The organism is Streptomyces pseudovenezuelae, assembly GCF_001513955.1.
GTDB lineage: Bacteria > Actinomycetota > Actinomycetes > Streptomycetales > Streptomycetaceae > Streptomyces > Streptomyces pseudovenezuelae.
In genome coordinates, this window is the sequence record NZ_KQ948144.1 from 281,946 (window position 1) to 301,732 (window position 19,787).

At 69.5% G+C, this 19,787-nt stretch carries 15 protein-coding genes; 10 read left to right on the plus strand and 5 right to left on the minus strand.

Translation table 11 applies throughout. The features are described 5' to 3' along the window. Positions 1-6 precede the first annotated feature (6 nt). Positions 7-1,623, minus strand: a complete 1,617-nt coding sequence (locus tag AQI94_RS01250; RefSeq protein ID WP_031044255.1) for a carboxyl transferase domain-containing protein — start codon at positions 1,621-1,623, stop codon at positions 7-9. Positions 1,624-1,720: 97 nt separating this feature from the next. On the opposite strand from AQI94_RS01250, the gene AQI94_RS01255 reads away from it, so the two are divergent. The 4 genes from AQI94_RS01255 to AQI94_RS01270 all read left to right on the plus strand — a co-directional run bounded on the left by AQI94_RS01255 (position 1,721) and on the right by AQI94_RS01270 (position 7,511). Beyond that, positions 1,721-2,320: an SACE_7040 family transcriptional regulator gene (locus AQI94_RS01255; RefSeq protein WP_031044252.1), complete on the plus strand. Its 600-nt coding sequence runs from the start codon at positions 1,721-1,723 to the stop codon at positions 2,318-2,320. A gap of 132 nt (positions 2,321-2,452) precedes the next feature. Continuing rightward, entirely contained in the window at positions 2,453-5,320 is a 2,868-nt protein-coding gene (locus AQI94_RS01260) for a toll/interleukin-1 receptor domain-containing protein (protein ID WP_031044248.1), read from the plus strand. Positions 5,321-5,452: 132 nt separating this feature from the next. After that, positions 5,453-6,610 carry an acyl-CoA dehydrogenase family protein gene (locus AQI94_RS01265; RefSeq protein ID WP_031044246.1) on the plus strand — a complete coding sequence of 386 codons (1,158 nt, stop codon included), beginning with the start codon at positions 5,453-5,455 and terminating at the stop codon, positions 6,608-6,610. A gap of 34 nt (positions 6,611-6,644) precedes the next feature. After that, positions 6,645-7,511, plus strand: a complete 867-nt coding sequence (locus tag AQI94_RS01270; protein WP_031044243.1) for an acyl-CoA thioesterase — start codon at positions 6,645-6,647, stop codon at positions 7,509-7,511. A gap of 7 nt (positions 7,512-7,518) precedes the next feature. On the opposite strand, the gene AQI94_RS01275 is transcribed toward AQI94_RS01270, so the two are convergent. Further along, positions 7,519-8,307, minus strand: a complete 789-nt coding sequence (locus AQI94_RS01275) for a phosphatase (protein ID WP_031044240.1) — start codon at positions 8,305-8,307, stop codon at positions 7,519-7,521. Between the two features lie 70 nt (positions 8,308-8,377). After that, positions 8,378-9,865 carry a PucR family transcriptional regulator gene (locus AQI94_RS01280; RefSeq protein WP_208611826.1) on the minus strand — a complete coding sequence of 496 codons (1,488 nt, stop codon included), beginning with the start codon at positions 9,863-9,865 and terminating at the stop codon, positions 8,378-8,380. Positions 9,866-9,997: 132 nt separating this feature from the next. On the opposite strand from AQI94_RS01280, the gene speB reads away from it, so the two are divergent. The 6 genes from speB (at position 9,998) to AQI94_RS42420 (ending at position 18,649) form a co-directional block, all read left to right on the plus strand. Then, positions 9,998-10,966 carry an agmatinase gene (gene speB, locus AQI94_RS01285; RefSeq protein WP_031046035.1) on the plus strand — a complete coding sequence of 323 codons (969 nt, stop codon included), beginning with the start codon at positions 9,998-10,000 and terminating at the stop codon, positions 10,964-10,966. Beyond that, entirely contained in the window at positions 10,963-12,654 is a 1,692-nt protein-coding gene (locus AQI94_RS01290) for a thiamine pyrophosphate-binding protein (protein ID WP_031046031.1), read from the plus strand. Before speB ends, AQI94_RS01290 begins: the two co-directional genes overlap by 4 nt. Positions 12,655-12,772: 118 nt before the next feature. Further along, positions 12,773-14,050: an AAA family ATPase gene (locus tag AQI94_RS01295; protein WP_031046026.1), complete on the plus strand. Its 1,278-nt coding sequence runs from the start codon at positions 12,773-12,775 to the stop codon at positions 14,048-14,050. Beyond that, positions 14,050-14,730, plus strand: coding sequence for an RloB family protein (locus AQI94_RS01300; protein ID WP_031046020.1), 681 nt, complete (start codon positions 14,050-14,052; stop codon positions 14,728-14,730). The genes AQI94_RS01295 and AQI94_RS01300 overlap by 1 nt, the downstream gene beginning before the upstream one ends. A gap of 96 nt (positions 14,731-14,826) precedes the next feature. After that, the gene (locus tag AQI94_RS01305; protein ID WP_031046018.1) at positions 14,827-17,448 is read left to right on the plus strand and encodes a type I restriction-modification system subunit M; all 2,622 of its coding nucleotides are present in this window, start codon (positions 14,827-14,829) and stop codon (positions 17,446-17,448) included. After that, positions 17,441-18,649 carry a restriction endonuclease subunit S gene (locus AQI94_RS42420; protein WP_078902748.1) on the plus strand — a complete coding sequence of 403 codons (1,209 nt, stop codon included), beginning with the start codon at positions 17,441-17,443 and terminating at the stop codon, positions 18,647-18,649. Before AQI94_RS01305 ends, AQI94_RS42420 begins: the two co-directional genes overlap by 8 nt. 60 nt (positions 18,650-18,709) lie before the next feature. Here AQI94_RS42420 and AQI94_RS01315 read toward each other — a convergent pair whose 3' ends face one another. Continuing rightward, the gene (locus AQI94_RS01315) at positions 18,710-18,931 is read right to left on the minus strand and encodes a DUF397 domain-containing protein (RefSeq protein WP_031046012.1); all 222 of its coding nucleotides are present in this window, start codon (positions 18,929-18,931) and stop codon (positions 18,710-18,712) included. Continuing rightward, positions 18,924-19,718: a helix-turn-helix domain-containing protein gene (locus AQI94_RS01320; RefSeq protein WP_031046010.1), complete on the minus strand. Its 795-nt coding sequence runs from the start codon at positions 19,716-19,718 to the stop codon at positions 18,924-18,926. Before AQI94_RS01320 ends, AQI94_RS01315 begins: the two co-directional genes overlap by 8 nt. Between the last annotated feature and the right edge of the window lie 69 nt (positions 19,719-19,787).

Sequence of the window (19,787 nt, forward strand, 5' to 3'; positions counted from 1 at the left end):
GGGTCCTCACATCCGGAAGACGCCGAACTGGGGGTCGCCCAGCGGCGCGTTGGCGCATGCGGTCAGGGCCAGGCCGAGCACCTGACGGGTGTCGAGCGGGTCGATGACCCCGTCGTCCCAGAGGCGGGCGGTCGCGTAGTAGGCGTTGCCCTGGCGCTCGTACTGGGCGCGGATCGGGTCCTTGAAGGCGTCCTCGTCCGCCGCGGACCAGTCCTCGCCCCGCTGCTCCAGCTGGTCCCGCTTGACGGTCGCGAGGACGGACGCGGCCTGCTCGCCGCCCATGACGGAGATCTTGGCGTTGGGCCACATCCACAGGAAGCGCGGGGAGTAGGCCCGGCCGCACATCGAGTAGTTCCCGGCGCCGTACGAACCGCCGACGACCACGGTCAGCTTGGGCACGCGCGTGCAGGCGACCGCGGTCACCATCTTGGCGCCGTGCTTGGCGATGCCGCCGGCCTCGTAGTCCCTGCCGACCATGAAGCCGGAGATGTTCTGGAGGAACAGCAGCGGGATGCCGCGCTGGTCGCACAGCTCGATGAAGTGGGCGCCCTTCTGGGCCGACTCGGAGAACAGGATGCCGTTGTTGGCGACGATCCCGACCGGGTGGCCGTGGATCCGGGCGAACCCGGTGACCAGGGTCTGCCCGAACTCGGCCTTGAACTCGGCGAACCGGGAGCCGTCGGTGATCCGCGCGATGATCTCCCGGACGTCGTAGGGGGTGCGGGAGTCCACCGGCACCGCGCCGTAGAGGCCGTGGGGGTCCACCTTGGGCTCCACCGCCGGCTCGACGGACCACGGCAGCGGCCCGCGCGCGGGCAGGGTCGCGGCGATGTTCCGCACGATCCTCAGCGCGTGGGCGTCGTCCTCGGCGAGGTGGTCGGTGACCCCGGAGATCCGGGAGTGCACCTCGCCGCCGCCGAGCTCCTCCGCGGTGACGACCTCACCGGTGGCGGCCTTCACGAGGGGAGGGCCGCCGAGGAAGATCGTGCCCTGGTTGCGGACGATGACGGCCTCGTCGCTCATGGCGGGGACGTAGGCGCCCCCGGCCGTGCACGAGCCGAGCACCGCCGCGATCTGCGGGATGCCCGCGCCGGACATCCGGGCCTGGTTGTAGAAGATCCGCCCGAAGTGCTCACGGTCCGGGAAGACCTCGTCCTGCATCGGCAGGAAGGCGCCACCGGAGTCCACGAGGTAGATGCACGGCAGACGGTTGTCGAGGGCGACCTCCTGCGCGCGCAGGTGCTTCTTCACCGTCATCGGGTAGTACGTGCCGCCCTTGACGGTGGCGTCGTTGGCGACGACCACGCACTCGCGCCCGCTCACCCGCCCGATCCCGGCGATGACCCCGGCGGCCGGGGCCTGTCCGTCGTACAGCCCGTCGGCGGCGAGCGGAGCCAGCTCCAGGAAGGGCGAGCCGGGGTCCAGGAGGGTGTCGACCCGGTCCCGGGGCAACAGTTTCCCGCGCGCGGTGTGCCGCTCGCGCGCCCTCTCGCCGCCGCCCAGCCTGGCCGCGCCGAGCTTGTCGCGCAGCTCGTCCACGAGGGCCCGGTGGGCCTCCTCGTTGGCCTTCCAGGCCGCCGACGCGGGGTCTGCCGCGCTCGTCAGCTCGGGTGCCTGATCCATGTCCCGCGGTCCCCTCACCCAGTGATCGCCTGTTAATGAGCGTTAACCATTTCCATTAGGTTAACGACCGCTAACCTCCCTGTCTAGAATTGCTTCCATGGCCACCAGAACCGACGCCCCCACCCGCCGCGAGCAGATCCTCAAGGAGGCCGCGCGGCTGTTCGCCGAGCGCGGGTTCCACGGCGTGGGCGTGGACGAGATAGGCGCGGCCGTCGGGATCAGCGGGCCCGGGCTGTACCGGCACTTCGCGGGCAAGGACGCGATGCTGGCGGAGCTGCTGGTCGGCATCAGCGGCCAGCTCCTGACCGGCGGCAAGCGCAGGGTCGCCGAGTCGGACGGCGGTGACCCCGAGGTGCTGCTGGACTCGCTGATCGAGGGCCACATCGACTTCGCGCTCGACGACCGCCCCCTGATCACCCTGCACGACCGCGAGCTGGACCGCCTCCGGGACAGCGACCGCAAGCTGGTGCGGCAGCTCCAGCGGCAGTACGTCGAGCTGTGGGTGGAGATCCTGCGCGAGGTCTACCCCGGCCTCACGGAACCCGCCGCCCGCTCGGCCGTGCACTCCGTCTTCGGGCTCCTGAACTCCACCCCGCACCTGGGCCGCCCCGGTTCGCTCCCGGGGCGCGGCGCCACCGCGGAGCTGCTGCACCGCATGGCCAGGGGGGCGTTCGCGGCGGCCGGCGACGCCGCCTGACCGGGCATCGCCACAGCTCCTCGGCCTCCTGTCGCGGCCCCGTTCACAGGAACCCGGCTCTGCCTCGGACTCCTTGTGCCACCCTGCTGAGTGCAATCCACGGGCACGCGCAGGAACTTCGGGGGAACGGCAGTGCAGCGCGACGCGTTCATCTCATACAGTCACAAGCGGGACGTTCCGCTGGCGCAGGCCGTGGAGAGCGGGCTGCATGACATCCTCCGGACGCCCTGGCTGCGGCGTTCCAAACTGAAGGTGTTCCGCGACACCACCAGCCTCGCGGCCAACCACGACCTCGACGGTTCCATCAAGGCCGCGCTCGCCGAGTGCCGCTACTTCATCTATCTCGCCTCCCCCGAGGCCGCACGGTCGCGGTGGGTGCGCGAGGAGATCGGCTACTGGAGCCGCAACCACGGCATGGAGCAGTTCCTGATCGCCCTCAGCGACGGGAACCTCGTCTGGGACCCTGATGCGCGCGATTTCGACTGGGCGTACACCGACGTGCTGCCGCCCGGGTTGCAGGGGGCCTTCGCCGCCGAGCCGCTCTGGGTCGACCTCAGGGGATTCCGTGACGCCGACCAGCGGTCGATGAAGCCGGGTTCCGACTTCCGAGACCGGGTGGCGGGGCTGGCCGCGCCCTTGCACGGCATGGCGAAGGACGCGCTGGACAGCACCGACCTGCACATTCAGCGCAAGGCAGTGCGCATCCTGCGGTACTTCGTGGTCGGCCTCCTCGCGCTGGCGCTGACCGCGGTCGTGGCCGGTGTCGTCGCCTGGCAGCAACGGGGCGAGGCTCTGGCGCGCGCCCGTACCTCCGCCTCGCAGGCGCTGGCCGCCCGCTCCCTCGCCCTGGCGTCCAAGGACCCCCGCAAGGCCGCCCAGTTCGCCCTGTACGCCCAGGCGGTCCGGCCCACGGGTGAGTCGGCGCAGGCCATGGCACAAGCGGTCGCAGCCAACGACAGCGTGGTCCGGCACCTCCAGGTCGGCCACGAGGCGGTGGTCAACTACCGCGGGGCGGGCAACGTCGGTGCCACCGAGGTCGCGATCAGTCGTGACGGAGGAATGCTGGCCTACTACTCGGACTTCGATCCCGGCGCGCTGGTCGGCACGGCGCCGCAGCGCATTCACCTGTACGACATCGCCGAAGGCAGGGAACTGCCTCACCTGGAAAACGCAAGCTGGCCGCAGAGTGGCGGGGGCATCGAGTTCAGCGCGGACGGCGGCACCCTGGCGGTCGAAGAACCGTACAACCGGATCGCCCTCTGGGACGTCACCCGCCACAAGCTCATCCGACGGATCACGGCCAGTCAGGGCGGGGACCTGGCCACGGCCCTGCAACACCTTCGGGCGTTCGCCTTCTCCGGAGACGGACGGCGGATCGCTGCTTCCTTCTACGCCTCCAACGAATCGGAGGAATTCCGCGCCGCGGTCTGGGACGTGAGGAGCGGGCGGCTGATCAGCGAGCAGACGGTGCGCCCGGACAGCCTCGCCCTCGGCTTCGACGAGTCGAACCGCCTCCTGGCGCTCGACTACGAGACCGGTCGGATCCGCAGCCTCGCGAGCGGCTCCACGACCTGGAGCGGCTGGCGGGTCATTCGTGGTCTCCCTCGCCCGAAGGTGCCGGCGACAGCCCGGGTCATCCTGTCGGCCGACGGCTCCCAGGCGTTCATCGGCGAGCGGCGTGAGCTGTGGGATCTCTCCGAGGGCCGCCTCGTCTCCCGTAAGGGCGGCGAGGGCGGCAAGCCCGTCGAGGGCGTCGGAGCGCTCGCTCTGCCCGGTGCAGCGGGCAGCGCCGTGTACGTCGCCGACGACCGCGAGGTCAACGTCTATGACGCGGAGCTGCGCCATCCCCGAACCCTCGGCTCCTTCACCTGGCCGGTGTTCAGCATCGCGGTCTCGGGGGACGGCCGATGGGTGGCCGCCGGTTCCCAGGACGGCGCCGTCTCCCTCTTCTCCACGGCCCGCTACCAGGAAGGTGTCCAGCTTCCGAACCCGCCGCATCTCAAGCCCGCGAACCTGAGCGCGGACCACCGCACCGCCTTCCGTACCGACGCATCCGGCACCGACGTCTGGTCCGTCACCGGCAGAGGTGTCCGGACGGTGGGCCGCATACCGCTGCGCGGCCTCGACCATGAACTGCGCGGGGACACGCTGGTGGCCTCGCTCGACGGCACCCGCGCCGTGGTGGCGCAGGACGGCGTCGTCTCGCTGTGGCGTCCGAAGGACGGCAGTCGACTGGGGCGCCACGCTACCGGTGACGACATGTTCGCGGTGCTTGCCTTCCTGGCCGACGGCGTTCATGTGGTGGCGATGTCGGAGAGCGAGTCCGCGGTGTACGTCCTGGACACCCGGACCTGGCGGACCGTGCAGTCCATACCCTTCGATCCCGTCGCCCCGGACACCTCCGTCGCCGTCAGTGCCGACCGCACCACCCTGGCCACGGTGGGGGACGACGACGTCCTGACCGTGTGGAAGTGGGCCGGGGGCAAGGGCTTCCAACGGGTGCGCAGGGTGTCGATCCGGCCGGTCTGGACGCAGTACGGGCTTGACGTCGTGGTCAGTGCGCACGGGGAGCGCGTCGCGGTGCTGAACTCCGACGGGCTCATCTCCACCCTCGACGTGTCCGGCGGGCGGCTCGTGCGGGCCACGTCCGCGGCGAGCGACGGAACGGCTCTGGCGTTCAGTGGAGACAGCGCCTTCCTCGTCCAGGCCGGGGGCTCCTCGGGACTCCAGTTCTGGGACGCCGCCACCGGCGAGTCCCGCGGGGCCTGGACACTCCCGGACGAGGCGACCGGCAAGGGCGCCACGGTCACGGGCCTGCTGCCGGGCGACGACGGCGCGATGACCACCTTCGGCTCGGACGGCAGCCTGGTGCGACGGGTCGTCGATGTGGCCGCGTGGCAGAAGGTGCTGTGTGATCTCGCGCCGCAAGAACTCCCTGCGGACGAGTGCGACCGCTACCTGAAGGGGCTGCACGTGTCGGCCCCCTGCCGCAACGGCTGAGTGGCCACGGACCGTGGGCGGCGTGACGAGCGTTACGGGATCAGCTCTGGACGCCTCTTCGTACTCGCCGGTACCGTTGATCTGAGCAAGCGCTTAGACATGGACCCTTTGAGTCAGGTGGAGGTGGCGGCGGTGCGCCGTACGGTGTTCAACGAGGACCACGAGGCGTTCCGGGAGACCCTGCGCGCCTTCATCGAGGCCGAGGTCGTCCCCGTCTACGACGAGTGGTTCCAGGCCGGCCAGGCGCCGCGCGACTTCTACTACAAGCTCGCCGAGCTCGGCATCTTCGGCATCCGCGTGGACGAGGAGTTCGGCGGCGCCGGCATCGACTCGTACAAGTTCGAGGCCGTGATGTACGAGGAGACCTCGCGCGCGGGTGTCCAGTTCGGCGGCTCCGGTGTGCACGTCCTGCTCGGACTGCCGTACATCAAGATGCTCGCCACCGACGAGCAGAAGAAGCGCTTCCTGCCGAAGTTCGTCTCCGCCGAGGAGATGTGGGCCCTCGCGATGACCGAGCCGGGCACCGGCTCCGACCTCGCGGGCATGAAGACCACCGCCAAGCTCTCCGAGGACGGCACGCACTACGTCCTCAACGGCGCCAAGACCTTCATCACCGGCGGCGTCCACGCCGACCGCGTGATCGTGGCCGCCCGCACCTCCCCGTCCTCCGCCGAGGACCGCCGCTTCGGCATCTCCCTGTTCGCCGTGGACACCAAGTCCGAGGGCTACTCCGTCGGCCGCAAGCTCGACAAGCTCGGCCTGAAGACCTCCGACACCGCCGAGCTCGCGTTCGTCGACGTCAAGGTGCCCGTCGAGGACCTCCTCGGCGAGGAGAACAAGGGCTTCTACTACCTCGGCCACAACCTCGCCTCGGAGCGCTGGGGCATCGCCTACGGCGCCTACGCGCAGGCCAAGGCCGCCGTCCGGTTCGCCAAGCAGTACGTCCAGGAGCGCACCGTCTTCGGCAAGCCGGTCGCCTCCTTCCAGAACACCAAGTTCGAGCTGGCCGCGTGCCAGGCCGAGGTCGACGCCGCCGAGGCCGTCGTGGACCGCGCCCTGGAGGCCCTCGACGCGGGCGAGCTGACCCCCGCCGAGGCCGCCAGCGCCAAGCTGTTCGCCACCGAGGTCGCCCACCGCGTGATCGACCGCTGCCTCCAGCTGCACGGCGGCTACGGCTTCATGAACGAGTACCCGATCGCCCGCCTGTACGCGGACAACCGCGTCAACCGCATCTACGGCGGCACCAACGAGATCATGAAGTCGATCATCGCGAAGGACATGGGCCTGTAAGCCGCGCGAGATCACCGGCCGGTACAACAGCTCCATGAGCCAGGCACTCCAGGACCTCCTCGATCTGCTCGACCTCGAGCAGATCGAGGAGGACATCTTCCGCGGCCACTCCCGCGCCGCCGTCGTCCCGCGCGTCTTCGGCGGGCAGGTCGCGGCGCAGGCGCTGGTCGCCGCCGGGCGCACGGTCCCCGAGGACCGGCTCGCCCACTCCCTGCACGCGTACTTCCTGCGCCCCGGCGACCCGGGCGCGCCGATCGTCTACACCGTCGACCGCATGAACGACGGCCGGTCCTTCACCGCGCGCCGCGTGCTCGCGGTCCAGCACGGCCAGCCGATCTTCGCCCTCTCCGCCTCCTTCCAGCGGCACGAGGACGGCTTCGACCACCAGGCCGCCATGCCGGCCGCCCCCGACCCGGCCACGCTGCCCACCTCCGCGGACCGGCTGCACGGCTACGACCACCTGGACCCGGCGGTCGTCGAGCGGTTCCTGGAGGCCCGCGAGGCGATCGACCTGCGGTACGTCGACGAGCCGCCCTACGGGAAGTTCGGCGAGCCGCGCGAACCGCACTCCCAGGTCTGGTTCCGCACCAACGGCAAGCTCGCGGACGACCCGCTGCTGCACGTCGTGCTCGCCACGTACGTCTCCGACATGACGCTCCTCGACTCGGTCCTGCTCGCGCACGGCCGTGGCGGCTGGGCCGTCGGGGACGTCGTCGGGGCCTCGCTGGACCACGCGATGTGGTTCCACCGCCCCTTCCGCGCCGACGAATGGCTCCTGTACGACCAGGAGTCCCCGTCGGCCTCGGGCGGCCGGGGCCTGGGCCAGGCCCGCATCTACACGCGGGACGGCCGGCTGGCGATCTCGGTCATCCAGGAGGGCGTGGTCCGCGCGCCCAGGTGACCGGCGCCTACGACAGGCCGGCCTCGCTCAGCAGGTACGCCGTCATCGGGTCGTAGTAGCGCGGGCTCACCACGTGGTCGTCGAGGGGCACGGTCACCTGGACCGTCCCCTCGGCCTCCGCCAGGAACAGCGCCGGGTCGTTGGAGTCGGCGTACCCCATCGAGTCCACCCCGTGCCGGCCGGCGTACCCCGCCCAGCCGTGGTCGGCGACGACCAGGTCCGGCAGCGGGCGCCCCTCCCGCTCCAGGGCCGTGAGGACGGCCTTCATCGGGTCACCGGAGTGGGTGTGCCACAGCGTCGCGCCGTGCTCCAGGACCGCCACGTCCGCGAACTGCATGACGTACCCCTCGTCCGTCTGCAGCCCGTCCGGGATCACGACGATCTCGCAGCCGGCGGTGCGCAGCGCGGCGGCGGTGGCGTGGTGGACGTCGAGCAGGCCGCCGGGGTGACCGGTGGCGAACAGCACCCGCTGCGCGCCGTCGGCCGCCTTGCGCAGCCGGGCCGCCATCCGCTCCAGACCGCCCACGGTCAGCTCCGGGTCGATGGTGTCCTGGCCGTAGCGGTACTCCGGGTCGTCGTTGACCCCGACCCGCTCGGCCATCACCGCGAGCACGTCCTGCTCGTCGGTCCAGCGGTCCCCGAACTCCAGCCCGAACCAGTAGTGGCGGTTGCCGTTCGCCAGCTGGCGGTAGTGGGAGAGGTTGTTCTCCCGCGGGGTGGCCACCTCGCCCGCGATACGGGTCTTCACAAGGTGGTCGACGAGCTCGGCGCGGCTGGGTGTCCCGGGTATCGGCATGTCTCCCATTCTGAGGCACGTCCTCCCAGGACCGCCGCGCATCCCGCACGCTGGGACGCGGGTCACGCGATCATGGTCGCCGCAGTGCGAACCACAGCTCCATCCGTACGTCCGGGTCGTCCAGGTCCAGCTCCAGCAGCGCCGCGCACTTCGCGATCCGCTGCCGCACGGTGTTGCGGTGCACGTCCAGCGCGACCGCCGTACGGTCCCAACTGCCGTGCAGGGACAGCCAGGTGCGCAGGGTCTCGGTGAGGGCGGGGGCCAGCGGTGCCAGGAGGGCACGGGCATGCGCGTCGGCGTCCGCCTCCGGCACCAGATCGGCGAGGGCGGGCCGGGCCCCGTACCGGACCAGCGCGGCACGGGTCGCGCGAGCACGGGCCAGCGCACGGCCCGCCTGGACGTCGGCGTCGGTCCACTGCGCCGGTCCGGCGACAGCGCTGACCCCGAGCGTCCAGCCGGGCTGCGGGGCCGGTTCCCGCTCGGCCGGCAGCAGGACCCGTACGACGTCCGGTGCCACGTCCACCAGCGACGAGCCGAGGGCCGCACCGAGCGCGGAGGCGGCGACCGGATCGACGGCGGCGAGGGTGTCGGACCGGGCGTGCACGACCATCCAGCGCTCGCCACCGAGGAGCGGGGCCACGTCCTCGGCCGGGGCACCCAGCAGCAGCCGCACCAGAGCGGAGGACCGCGCCGCGCCCGACCCGCTCTGCTGCTCACCGGTGAGCAACGACAGCAGTACGGCGGCGACGGAGGCGATGGTGTGGTCGCCGGGGGCGCGGTGGGGCGCCGCGACCCCGAGGACGAAACCGTGCCCGGCGCCGAGGGCGTAGGCGGCCAGGTGCAGGCCGGCGACGGTGTCGGTGGCGGAGGCGGGGGTGGCGGCGGGGCGGGAGGTGGCCGGGCCCGTGGCCGTCGGCCGGACGATCCGCGCCAGCCCCCCCAGCGCCTCTCGCACCGGCCGGGTCCCGGGTCGTCCGCCGGCCACCGCGACCTCCGCCCCGTCCGGTCCGTACAGCGCCGCCCATCCCCCGACCCGCTGCGCCAGCTGCCGCAGCACCGACGGCACCGGGTCCGGGCGGGACGCGGCCGCGGCCAGACTCTGCTGGGCCTCGGTCACGCGGCGCAGTTCCGCGTGGCGGGCCTGGGCCATCAGCTGCCAGACCGCGCGGGCCACGCCGGAGAAGGTGGTCCCGGGCGGGACCTCGATCAGGGGCAGCCCGTAGGCGTCGCAGGCCGCGACCAGCGCGCGCGGGACGGTCTCGTGCACCGGCGCCACACCGAAGCCGAGCGCCGCCCCGCCGGCCGCGACGATCCGCGACACATAGGCGTCGAAGTACGGGTCCGGCCCCGCCCCCTCCGGGATGTGCACCCCCGCCGTCAGCAGCAGCTCCCCGCCCAGTAGATACGGGTACGGGTCCGCCATCTCCGAGGTGTGCGCCCCGTGGACGACCGCGGACGGGTCCACGGGCCCCGCGATCTGCCGCAGGCCCAGATCCTCGCGGGCCAGCAGCGCGGCCAGTGGGACCGGTGGGGTGGGTGGGACAGCCGGGTCCGGCATGGTGGACGTTCCCTCCATCCGGAACCGCTCCAATGGATGAAACGTACACTTCGCAGCCGCGTTCCGGCCACCTAGTGTCGACGCAGACCCGAAGGACCCGGACCGGCACCGGCAGAAGGAAGGCACACGACCATGAGCACCCCCGAGACGCCCCGCGGCCCCGTCGACTCCTCCCGCATCCCGCGCTACGCCGGACCCGCGACCTTCGCCCGGCTGCCGCGCCTGGACGAGGTCGGCCGGGCCGACGTCGCCGTCGTGGGCGTGCCCTTCGACTCGGGTGTCTCCTACCGGCCGGGCGCCCGCTTCGGCGGCAACGCGATCCGTGAGGCGTCCCGGCTGCTCAGGCCCTACAACCCGGCTCAGGACGCGTCCCCCTTCGCGCTGGCGCAGGTGGCGGACGGGGGCGACATCGCCGTGAACCCGTTCGACATCAACGAGGCCGTGGAGACGGTCGAGGCCGCCGCGGACGACCTCCTCGGCACCGGCGCCCGCCTCATGACGCTGGGCGGCGACCACACCATCGCGCTTCCCCTTCTCCGCTCGGTCGCGAAGAAGCACGGCCCGGTCGCCCTGCTGCACTTCGACGCCCACCTCGACACCTGGGACACCTACTTCGGCGCCGAGTACACGCACGGGACGCCGTTCCGGCGGGCGGTGGAGGAGGGCATCCTGGACACCTCCGCCCTCTCCCACGTGGGCACCCGCGGTCCGCTGTACGGCAAGCAGGACCTGGACGACGACGAGAAGATGGGCTTCGGCATCGTCACCTCGGCGGACGTCATGCGGCGCGGTGTGGACGAGGTCGCCGACCAGCTCCGGCAGCGCATCGGCAACCGCCCGCTCTACATCTCCATCGACATCGACTGCCTGGACCCGGCCCACGCGCCCGGCACCGGCACCCCCGAGGCGGGCGGCATGACCTCCCGTGAGCTGCTGGAGATCCTGCGCGGTCTGGCATCGTGCAACCTGGTGTCGGCGGACGTCGTCGAGGTGGCCCCCGCGTACGACCACGCGGAGATCACCTCGGTCGCGGCCTCCCACACGGCTTACGAACTGACCACGATCATGTCCCGCCAGATTGCAGAGGCCCGCGCGCAGTGACTCACGACCACGACCTGGTGCTCCGTCCGACCGAGGCGCAGATCTCGGCGGCCCTGAACCCGCCTCCGGGCCGCAACGGCGGAGACCTGGTCGTGGAGACGCTGGCCGCGCTCGGCGCGACCACCGTCTTCGGCCTGCCCGGCCAGCACGCGCTCGGCGTGTTCGACGCGCTCCGGCGCTCCGACCTGCGGTACATCGGCCTGCGGATGGAGAACAACGCGGGCTTCGCGGCGGACGCGTACGGCAGGATCACGGGCGAGGCGGCGCCCCTGCTGCTGTCGACGGGACCGGGAGCGCTGACGTCCCTGGCGGCCCTCCAGGAGGCGGCCTCGGCCTCGGCGCCGGTCCTGGCGATCAGCAGCCAGATCCCGACCGCCGGCCTGGGCGGCGGCCGCCACGGCTATCTGCACGAACTCCCGGACCAGTCGGCCTCGTTCAGAGGTGTCGTGAAGTCGGTGCACACCGTCCGCGCCCAGTCCCAGATCGCCTCCGCGATCGAGGCGGCCTGGACGTCCGCGCTGACCGCCCCGCACGGCCCGGTGTGGGTGGAGATTCCGCAGGACGTGCTGCTCGCCGAGACCTCCATCCCGGTGGTGACGGGCGGCGACGCCTTCCCCGAGGAGCTGCCGCCGCGCCCCGAACTCACGGCGGTGGCAGCCGACCTGCTCTCCCGCGCCGCCCGCCCGGCGATCATCGCGGGCGGGGGAGTCGTACGTTCCGACGCCTCGGGCAAGCTGCGGCAGCTGGCGCAGACCCTTCAGGCACCCGTCGTCACGACCCCCGGCGGCAAGGGAGCCTTCCCCTGGACGCACCCGCTCTCGCTCCAGTCGTGGATCGAGGACCGTCACACCACCGACTTCCTGGAGGACGCGGACGTACTCCTGGTGGTCGGCTCGGGGCTGGGGGAGCTGTCGTCCAACTACCATACGTTCCGGCCGCGCGGCCGGGTGATCCAGATCGAGGCGGACCTCGGCAAGCTGGAGGCCAACCACCCCGCGCTCGGCATCCACGCCGACGCGCGACTGGCCTTGCAGGCGCTGCTGGAGACGGTGTCCCCGAGGGAGGACGCGGAGGCCCCCGAACGGGTCCGTGCCGTCCTCGCGAAGGTCTCCGACCGGATCGCCGCCCAGGAACTCACCCTGGAACAGGACGTGTTGGCGTCGGTGCGCAGGGCGCTGCCCGCCGACTCCCCGTCCTTCTGGGACATGACGATCCTCGCGTACTGGGCCTGGTCGGCGTTCGACGCCAAGGGCCCCAACCTGCTCCACTCCGCCCAGGGCGCCGGAGGGCTGGGCTACGGCTTCCCGGCGGCGCTGGGCGCGGCGGTGGCCGACCCTTCGCGCCCGGTGCTGGCGGTCTCGGGAGACGGCGGTGCCCTCTACTCGATCGCCGAGCTGGCGACGGCCCGCCAGTACGACCTGAACGTCACCTGGCTGATCGTCGACGACGGCGGCTACGGCATCCTGCGCGAGTACATGACGGACGCCTTCGGCCAGGCCACGGGGACGGAACTGTCTCGCCCCGACTATGTGGCACTGGCCGAGTCCTTCGGCGTCCCCGGGGTCCGTACGACCCCGGGGACCCTCTCGGACGACCTGTCGAAGGCGCTCAACTCACCGGGGCCCTCGGTGGTCGTGCTCCCGGCGGTGCTGCGGATGTTCGCACCCACTCATTTGGGCTCCGACTGATCAACCAATCGACTGTTCGCGATGACCTTGACGGGATATGTTCCGTGAGGTCGCTGGCATCCCCAGCCGGGCCGATGTCAGATGCGGCCACTAGCCTGAGCCAGGAGAGGAGGACAGCGTGCTGCTGAGGTTCCGCGTCGCGAACGTACGGTCCCTGCGAGACGAGCAGGAGCTGTCCTTCGTCGCACCTGGCGGCGACCCGGGCGGGTCGGCGAGCCCGGTGGATCTTGCAGGTGGCGGATCACTCTCCGTACTCCCACTGATCGGCATCTTCGGGGCCAACGCCTCCGGTAAGTCGAACGTGCTGACCGCGATGACGGACATGCGCAACGCGGTCCTCAATTCGTATGCACGCTGGGCCTCTTACGATGGCATCCCGCGCCAGGTTTTCGCCCTCAGTCCCAAGAGTGAGGACGAGCCCTCCTTCTTCGAGGTCGACGTCGTCATCGACTCGGTCCGCTGGACGTACGGCTTCGAGCTCGGCGCCACCCGTGTCGAGTCCGAATGGCTGTACAGCTATCCGAAGGGTCACCGTCAGGGGTGGCTCGACCGCGACGCCTCCCGGGCGGACGTCTTCAAATGGCCCGGCAGCCGCGTCAGGGACCGGGCTCAGCTCGTACGGCGTACACGGCCGAACGCCCTGCTGCTCTCCACGGCCGGCACGGACAACCACCCGCAGCTCTCTCCGCTCTTCCACTGGTTCCGCCGCAACTTCTGGATGATCAGCCCGGAGGTCGAGCGGGACGAGCGCGCGCGGTACACCACGAAGGAACTGTCCGGTCCGAGGGCCGCCAGGATCCAGGAGCTGCTGAGGGTCGCCGACCTCGGCATCACCGGAGCGACGGTCGTCCAGGACAGTCCCGGCCAGGACGCGGTGAAGCTGACGCACCATTCGGCTGCCGGGGACGTCTCCTTCGACTGGCAGGAGGAGTCCTACGGCACCCGGTCCTGGTACGCCCTCCTGGGTCCACTGCTCCTCGCCCTCGACGAAGGCGCGGTCCTCCTCGTCGACGAACTCGACGCCAGCCTGCACTCCCGTTTCGCGGCCGAGGTCGTCCGGCTCTTCCACGACCCGTACGCGAACCCCAAGGGTGCCCAGCTGGTCTTCACGTCGCACGACGCCACGGTGCTCACCACCCCGAGCGGCGAACGGCTCCTCGACCCGGCGCAGGTGTGGCTGACGGAGAAGGACAAGGGCGGGGCGACCGCGCTGTATCCCCTCACCGATGCGGAGCCGGGTGAGGACGAGGACCTCACACAGTCCTATCTTGCGGGGGCCTTCGGCGGGGTTCCAGCACTCCTGGAGGGGCAGATCGCGCGGCGGCTCCTGGTGGCGCGCGAGGCCGGCACGTACGACGAGACAGGCGAGCGAGCGGACGGGGCGGGGCGCGACTGATGGGGCGGGCGCAAAAGGGCAGGGACTCGTGGGAGCGTCCGGCCCGACGGGGCGGACAGCGCAAGCGCCAGGTTTTCATCTTCACCGAGGGCAAGGTGACCGAGCCCTCGTATCTCGACATCCTCAAGGACCAGGGCGTCCCGCTCGCTGACGAGGTCCCGGTGGAGATGCACATCGCCAACCGCAGGGCCGACAGCGGGCGCAAGCCGCTCGACCTGGTCGAGCAGGCGATCAGGCTGAAGCGTGAAGAGGACCGCAAGGCGAAGCGGGCCAAGCTGGAGGAGAAGTACCTCCCTCAAGTCTGGTGCCTCTTCGACCACGACAACTACAAGTACGTCCGCGACGCACTGGACCAGGCGGAGAAGGCGGGCATCGGTGTCGCCTTCTCGCATCCGTGCTTCGAGGTGTGGCGCCTCGCCCACTACAAGCCGGTCAGCGGCTCATTCGCCGGGGTGTGTGACGGGGCAGCCGGGCGGCTGCCGTTCCCGCGGGGCTCCCAGGATGCCAAGACTCCCAAGGTCGTCCTGCCGCACCAGATCCTGGGGAGCTACAAGACAGCCCGGAAGAACGCCGAGCGGATGAACGGCCAGCATCCGGCCCATGTGGGCAAGTGGGACAGGGACCCCTACACGGACGTACACGAGTTCGTGGAGAAGGCGCTGCACATCGACAGCTACTGACCTTTCTCGGCCATGATCATGCGTTGATTTCGGTATGACCCGAGCGGAGTCATAGGGTCTCTCCGTCATCACAGGTCGGGTCGTAGGGAGTCGTACGTGGCCAAGCTGACGCTCGCCCAGCTGGAACGGCATCTGTGGGCCGCCGCGGACATTCTGCGCGGCTCGATGGACGCCTCCGAGTACAAGGACTACATCTTCGGGCTGCTCTTCCTGAAGCGGGCCAACGACGAGTTCGAGGCGGCCAGGGACAGGCTCAGGCAGTACGCGGTCGAGGAGCTCAAGCTCGCCGACGAAGACCTTCCCGGGTACCTGGAGCAGCCGGGTCCGTACCGCAAGCGCGATGTGCTGTACGTGCCGGAGGACGCTCGCTGGGCCAAGGTCTCCGCCGCCACCCACAACATCAACGAGATGACCCTGCGTCCCGCCCTCCAGGCGCTTGAGGGGCAGAACAGCAAGCTCAAGGGCCTCTTCGACCACCTGGACTTCAACCGCATCGGCGGGTCGGGTGCCGCGTCCGGCGCGGCCAAGCTCGCCGACCAGCGCCTGAAACTCCTCATCGCGCACTTCGGGCGGATCCGGCTGCGCACGGAGGACTTCGAGTTCCCCGACCTGATCGGTGCCGCGTACGAGTACCTGATCAAGGAGTTCGCGGACTCGGCCGGACGCAAGGGCGGCGAGTTCTACACCCCGCGCGCCGTGGTCCGCATGATGGTCGAACTCCTCGCTCCCACCGAGAACATGAGGATCTACGACCCGTGCGTCGGCTCGGGCGGCATGCTGATCCACGCGGCGGAGTACGTGGAGGAGCACGGCGGCGACACGTCGTCGATGTTCTTCGCCGGTCAGGACGCCAACTCCGGCTCCTGGATCATGTCGACGATGAACATGGTCCTGCACGGGGTGCGCCGCTTCGACCTGGCCACCGGGGACACGCTCTCGCAGCCGGCGCACGTCCCGGGCTCGGACGAGGACCGGTTCGACGGGGTGCTCAGCAATCCTCCGTTCTCCCTGGACTACACCCTCGCGGACCTGGCACACCCGGCGGAGCGTGCCAAGTACGGGGCGACGAGCGAGCGCGGCAAGGCCGACCTGATGTTCCTCCAGCACATGCTGTGGGAGACCAAACGGGAGGGCGCTCGCGGCGGCATGGTGATCACGGTCATGCCGCACGGGGTGCTGTTCCGGGGTGGCGGTGAGCAGGCCATCCGTAGGGAGCTGCTGGAGAAGGACGCCATCGAGGCGGTCATCGGCCTCGCGCCGAACCTCTTCTACGGGACGGGTATCCCGGCTTGCATCTTGGTGCTGCGCCCGCCAGGGCGGAAGGACAGGGACCGGGAGCGGAAGGTGCTGTTCATCAACGCCGACCGTGAGTTCCACGCGGAGCGGGCGCAGAACATCCTGCTCCCCGAGCACGCCGAGAAGATCGTCTCGACGTTCCACGCGTATGAGGAGGTACCCGGCTTCTCGCGAATCGTGACCCGCGAGGAACTCGCCGCCAACGACGACAACCTCAACATCCGCCGGTACGTGGACAACACGCCGCCGCCCGAGCCGCAGGACGTGCGGGCACACCTGGTGGGAGGGGTACCGCGCGCGGAGATCGAGGCGAAGAAGCCACTGCTCGACTCGTACGGGATCGGGGTGACCGATCTGTTCGTGGAGCGAGAGCCGGCGGACCCGGCGTACGTCGACTTCCGGGACGAGGCGGCGGGCGGCCGTCCCGAGCTGGGCGAGCTGGCCCGACCTCGTGAGGAGGCGCTGCGGGCGGAGTTCGGTAAGTGGTGGGAGGAGGAGGCCGCCCTGCGATTGGAGGCGGTGGCGGCTACGCCTGAGACTCTCGCTTCCTCCACATCCTCCGAGCGCAAGGCCGCGTTGATGGCGGTGCGGGGGCAGTTGATGAAGTCGTTCGGGGAGCGGCTGGGACGGGTCGGGCTGCTGGACCGGTATGCGTTGGCAGGGGCGGTCGCGGGTTGGTGGTGGGAGGCGAAATACGACCTGCTCGCGCTGTCGGAGAACGGGTTCGGGGGCGTTGTCGACGGTTGGGTCGAGAACGTTGACACGATGCTCTCGCCTGAGCAGGACGCACGGACGAAGAAGCTGCGGACGAGGACGGCGGCGGAGCGGCGTCAGGCGTACGACCACAAGGTGGTCGCCGCGATCGCTCCACGGTTCCTGGAGGAGCTGGCGGAGGCGGACGCGCGCAAGGCGGAGGCGGACGCGCGGTTCAAGGAGCTGAGTGCGCGGCTTTCTGGGGGTGGGGAGGAAGCGGAGGCCGACGGCGATCAGGTCGATGGTGAGGCCGACTCGGAGGAAGTTGCTCTGAGTGTCGAGGAGTTGGCCGAGCTTACGGCTGAGCTGGCGAGGGTGAAGAAGGCGCGAACGAAGGCGGGCGCGGACATCAAGCGTCTTGAGGCGGATTTCCACCGGTATCCGTACCCGAGCGACCCGCCGACGCTGGGGGAGGAGCCGCCGCGGTTGTTCCGGGCGCGGGCGGAGCTGGACGCGGAGGGGGAGCGCCGGGTGGTACTCGACCTGCTGCGGGGCGACCTGGCGGCGAAGCTGGGCGGGCATGTGGTGCGGTGGCAGCGGGAACTGGCGGCCTCTTACGAGACGTGGGAGCAGAAGTACGCCGTCTCGTTGAGGGAGATTCGGGCGGCGAGGGAAGCAGCGGCAGAGAAGCTGGACAGTCTCCTTGAAGGGATGGGGCTGAGTGTCTAGCGGAGAAGGGCCGTGGCCCCTCGAATCTCTGGGAAACCTTTGCCGAGTTAGTTCTGGAACGACTCCTAGCAGGGCGGCCGGTGCTCGTTACTTCACCCATCAAGGTATCCCATGGGTGAAGACTCTGGATCTCAATGAAGGATCACTTCATGCGACTGATGAATCGCTGACTGATATTGCTGTCGCCGAGACGGGGGCACGTATCTACCCGGCGAAGGCGGTGCTTCTCGCTATGTACGGCGGTTGGGAGCAAATCGGTCGCACGGCAATACTCGCAGTGCCGGCAGCAGTCAATCAGGCGATCTCGGTCTTGGAGGTCGGTCCGCAACTGGAACCGCGCTACCTATTGGTTGCATTGCAGCACGGTAGGTCGCGGTGGAGCCGCTATGCAGCGAGCACCCGCAAGGATCCGAACATTACCAAGTCGGACGTGTTGGCATTCGAAGTCCCAGTTCCATCGCTGCCAGTGCAGCGGCAGGTTGTTAAGGTGCTCGACAGTTTCACTAAGCTGGAGCGGGGCATCGAGGCGTCGATTGCTAAATTTGAGGCGTTGCGCTCCGGTTTGATGGAGGAGCTTGCTGAACTGGAGTGCGGGCAGTTCGGTGAGGTTCTCAAGCAGGGGCCCCAGAACGGGATCTACAAGCCCGCAAGCTCGTACGGCCTGCAAGGTACCCCCATCGTGCGCATCGATAGTTTCTCCAGGGGAAGGTCGGACCTTACCCGAGGCCTATTGCGGGTCGCCGTGAGTGGTGGCGAGATTGCGCGGTATGGGCTGGAGGTGGGGGATATCGTAATCAATCGCGTGAACACGCCCGACCTCGTTGGTAAAGCGACATCGGTACGTCGCTTGATTGAGCCCACGATCTTTGAGTCGAACATGATGCGCTGCAAACTGCATCATTCCGCCGCCGACCCTGGTTTTACGGAGACTTGGTTGGGGAGCTCGACGGTTAAGCGGTACTTTCTGCAGCGCGCCAAGAGTGCCATCTCTCAGGCCAGTATTAATGGCGATGACGTGCGCGACTGTCCATTCCCAAAAATGGATGTGCCGGGGCAGCTGGCCTTTCTTAAGAGGCTTGATGCGGTGGAGGGGCAGCGTATGGCGGAAGTCGTGGAGCTTGCGAAATTGCGCCAGCTCAAGCAGGGATTGGTGGGCGACCTGCTGGCGGGGCGGGTTGCAGTATCTGTTGTGGCGGCCTGAGCGAACGACGGCCGGCCCTCGCTGTGGGGCGAGGGCTGAACGAATAGTCGTGGGGAGTGATCAGGCGGGAAAGTTTTCGCCCTTGACCGCTGCGACGAACGCCGTCCACCCAGCTGATGGAAAGACCAGGGCGGGCCCCTCGGGAATCTTGGAATCGCGGACCGGGACGCCCATGGGGTGGTTGTCCAGGACCTCCAGGCAACTGCCGCCCTCGCTGCCGCTGTAGGAGGACTTCCGCCAGCCGGTCAGTGCGGCAGCGTTCGAGATGATCGGTTCAGTCATGACGTCCGTAATCCTTTGCTGTCGCCCTCAGCAGGGCCAGTGACTCCTTGAATGGCAGAGCGTCGCTCAGTGCGAGATCGTAACGGCCTTGCAGTTCCTGAACCATGGCTGGGGAGTCATGCACCTTCCCCATGCGGACCCCCTCGCTGTATGCCACCGGCGGCTGATCGTCGAACCACATCAGCGTCAGCATGCTCTCCAGCAAGGGGTGGAACCCCAAGGAGCGCGGTAGCACGTGCACGCGGACCCGTCTTGACTCTGCCAGCCTGACGATGTGTGTGATCTGCTCGGCCATGACCTCTGGGCCGCCGATCGGCCGGTCCACGACGCTCTGGTCCAGAAGCGCCCACACTACTGGTGTCACGGGGTCCTCAAGGATTTTCGCCCGCTCCAGGCGTGTGACAACGAGCCTGTCACATTCCTCTTCACCCAGTGGAGGGTAAGAGGGGCCCAGGACCGCACGTGCGTACCTTTCCGTCTGGAGGATGCCCGGCACAAAGGAGAGGGCGAACTCCCGAATCTCGACGGCCTGTTGTTCGAGTGCGTGGGCCGCTTCGAAGTGCTTCGCCACCACGCTGTCGTCGTCTGGCAGGAAGCTGCTGAGCACATCGCCCGTGTTCAGCGCCCTGTCGAGGCGTCTCGCGTCCTCCTTGGACGGGTTGCGTCGGCCCGCCTCGATGTGCGCGATGTGCGAACGCGTCATGACAGCGGCCGTCGCCAGCTCCTGCTGCGTCAGCCCGGCCGCCTCGCGCTGAGTCTTCAACCACTCCCCATAGATGTTGCTCATCGTCAACTCCCGTGTGACAGATGCGTTGTCACATCCAGCCCTCTGGCGAGCCTAGTCCGACCCATCTCA

Excerpts from the sequence above, each read along its gene's own strand:
- AQI94_RS01250 (WP_031044255.1), bottom strand. The coding sequence starts at position 1,623 with ATGGATCAGGCACCCGAGCTGACGAGCGCGGCAGACCCCGCGTCGGCG.
- AQI94_RS01255 (WP_031044252.1), top strand. The coding sequence starts at position 1,721 with ATGGCCACCAGAACCGACGCCCCCACCCGCCGCGAGCAGATCCTCAAG.
- AQI94_RS01270 (WP_031044243.1), top strand. The coding sequence starts at position 6,645 with ATGAGCCAGGCACTCCAGGACCTCCTCGATCTGCTCGACCTCGAGCAG.
- AQI94_RS01275 (WP_031044240.1), bottom strand. The coding sequence starts at position 8,307 with ATGCCGATACCCGGGACACCCAGCCGCGCCGAGCTCGTCGACCACCTT.
- AQI94_RS01280 (WP_208611826.1), bottom strand. The coding sequence starts at position 9,865 with ATGCCGGACCCGGCTGTCCCACCCACCCCACCGGTCCCACTGGCCGCG.
- speB (WP_031046035.1), top strand. The coding sequence starts at position 9,998 with ATGAGCACCCCCGAGACGCCCCGCGGCCCCGTCGACTCCTCCCGCATC.
- AQI94_RS01300 (WP_031046020.1), top strand. The coding sequence starts at position 14,050 with ATGGGGCGGGCGCAAAAGGGCAGGGACTCGTGGGAGCGTCCGGCCCGA.
- AQI94_RS01315 (WP_031046012.1), bottom strand. The coding sequence starts at position 18,931 with ATGACTGAACCGATCATCTCGAACGCTGCCGCACTGACCGGCTGGCGG.
- AQI94_RS01320 (WP_031046010.1), bottom strand. The coding sequence starts at position 19,718 with ATGAGCAACATCTATGGGGAGTGGTTGAAGACTCAGCGCGAGGCGGCC.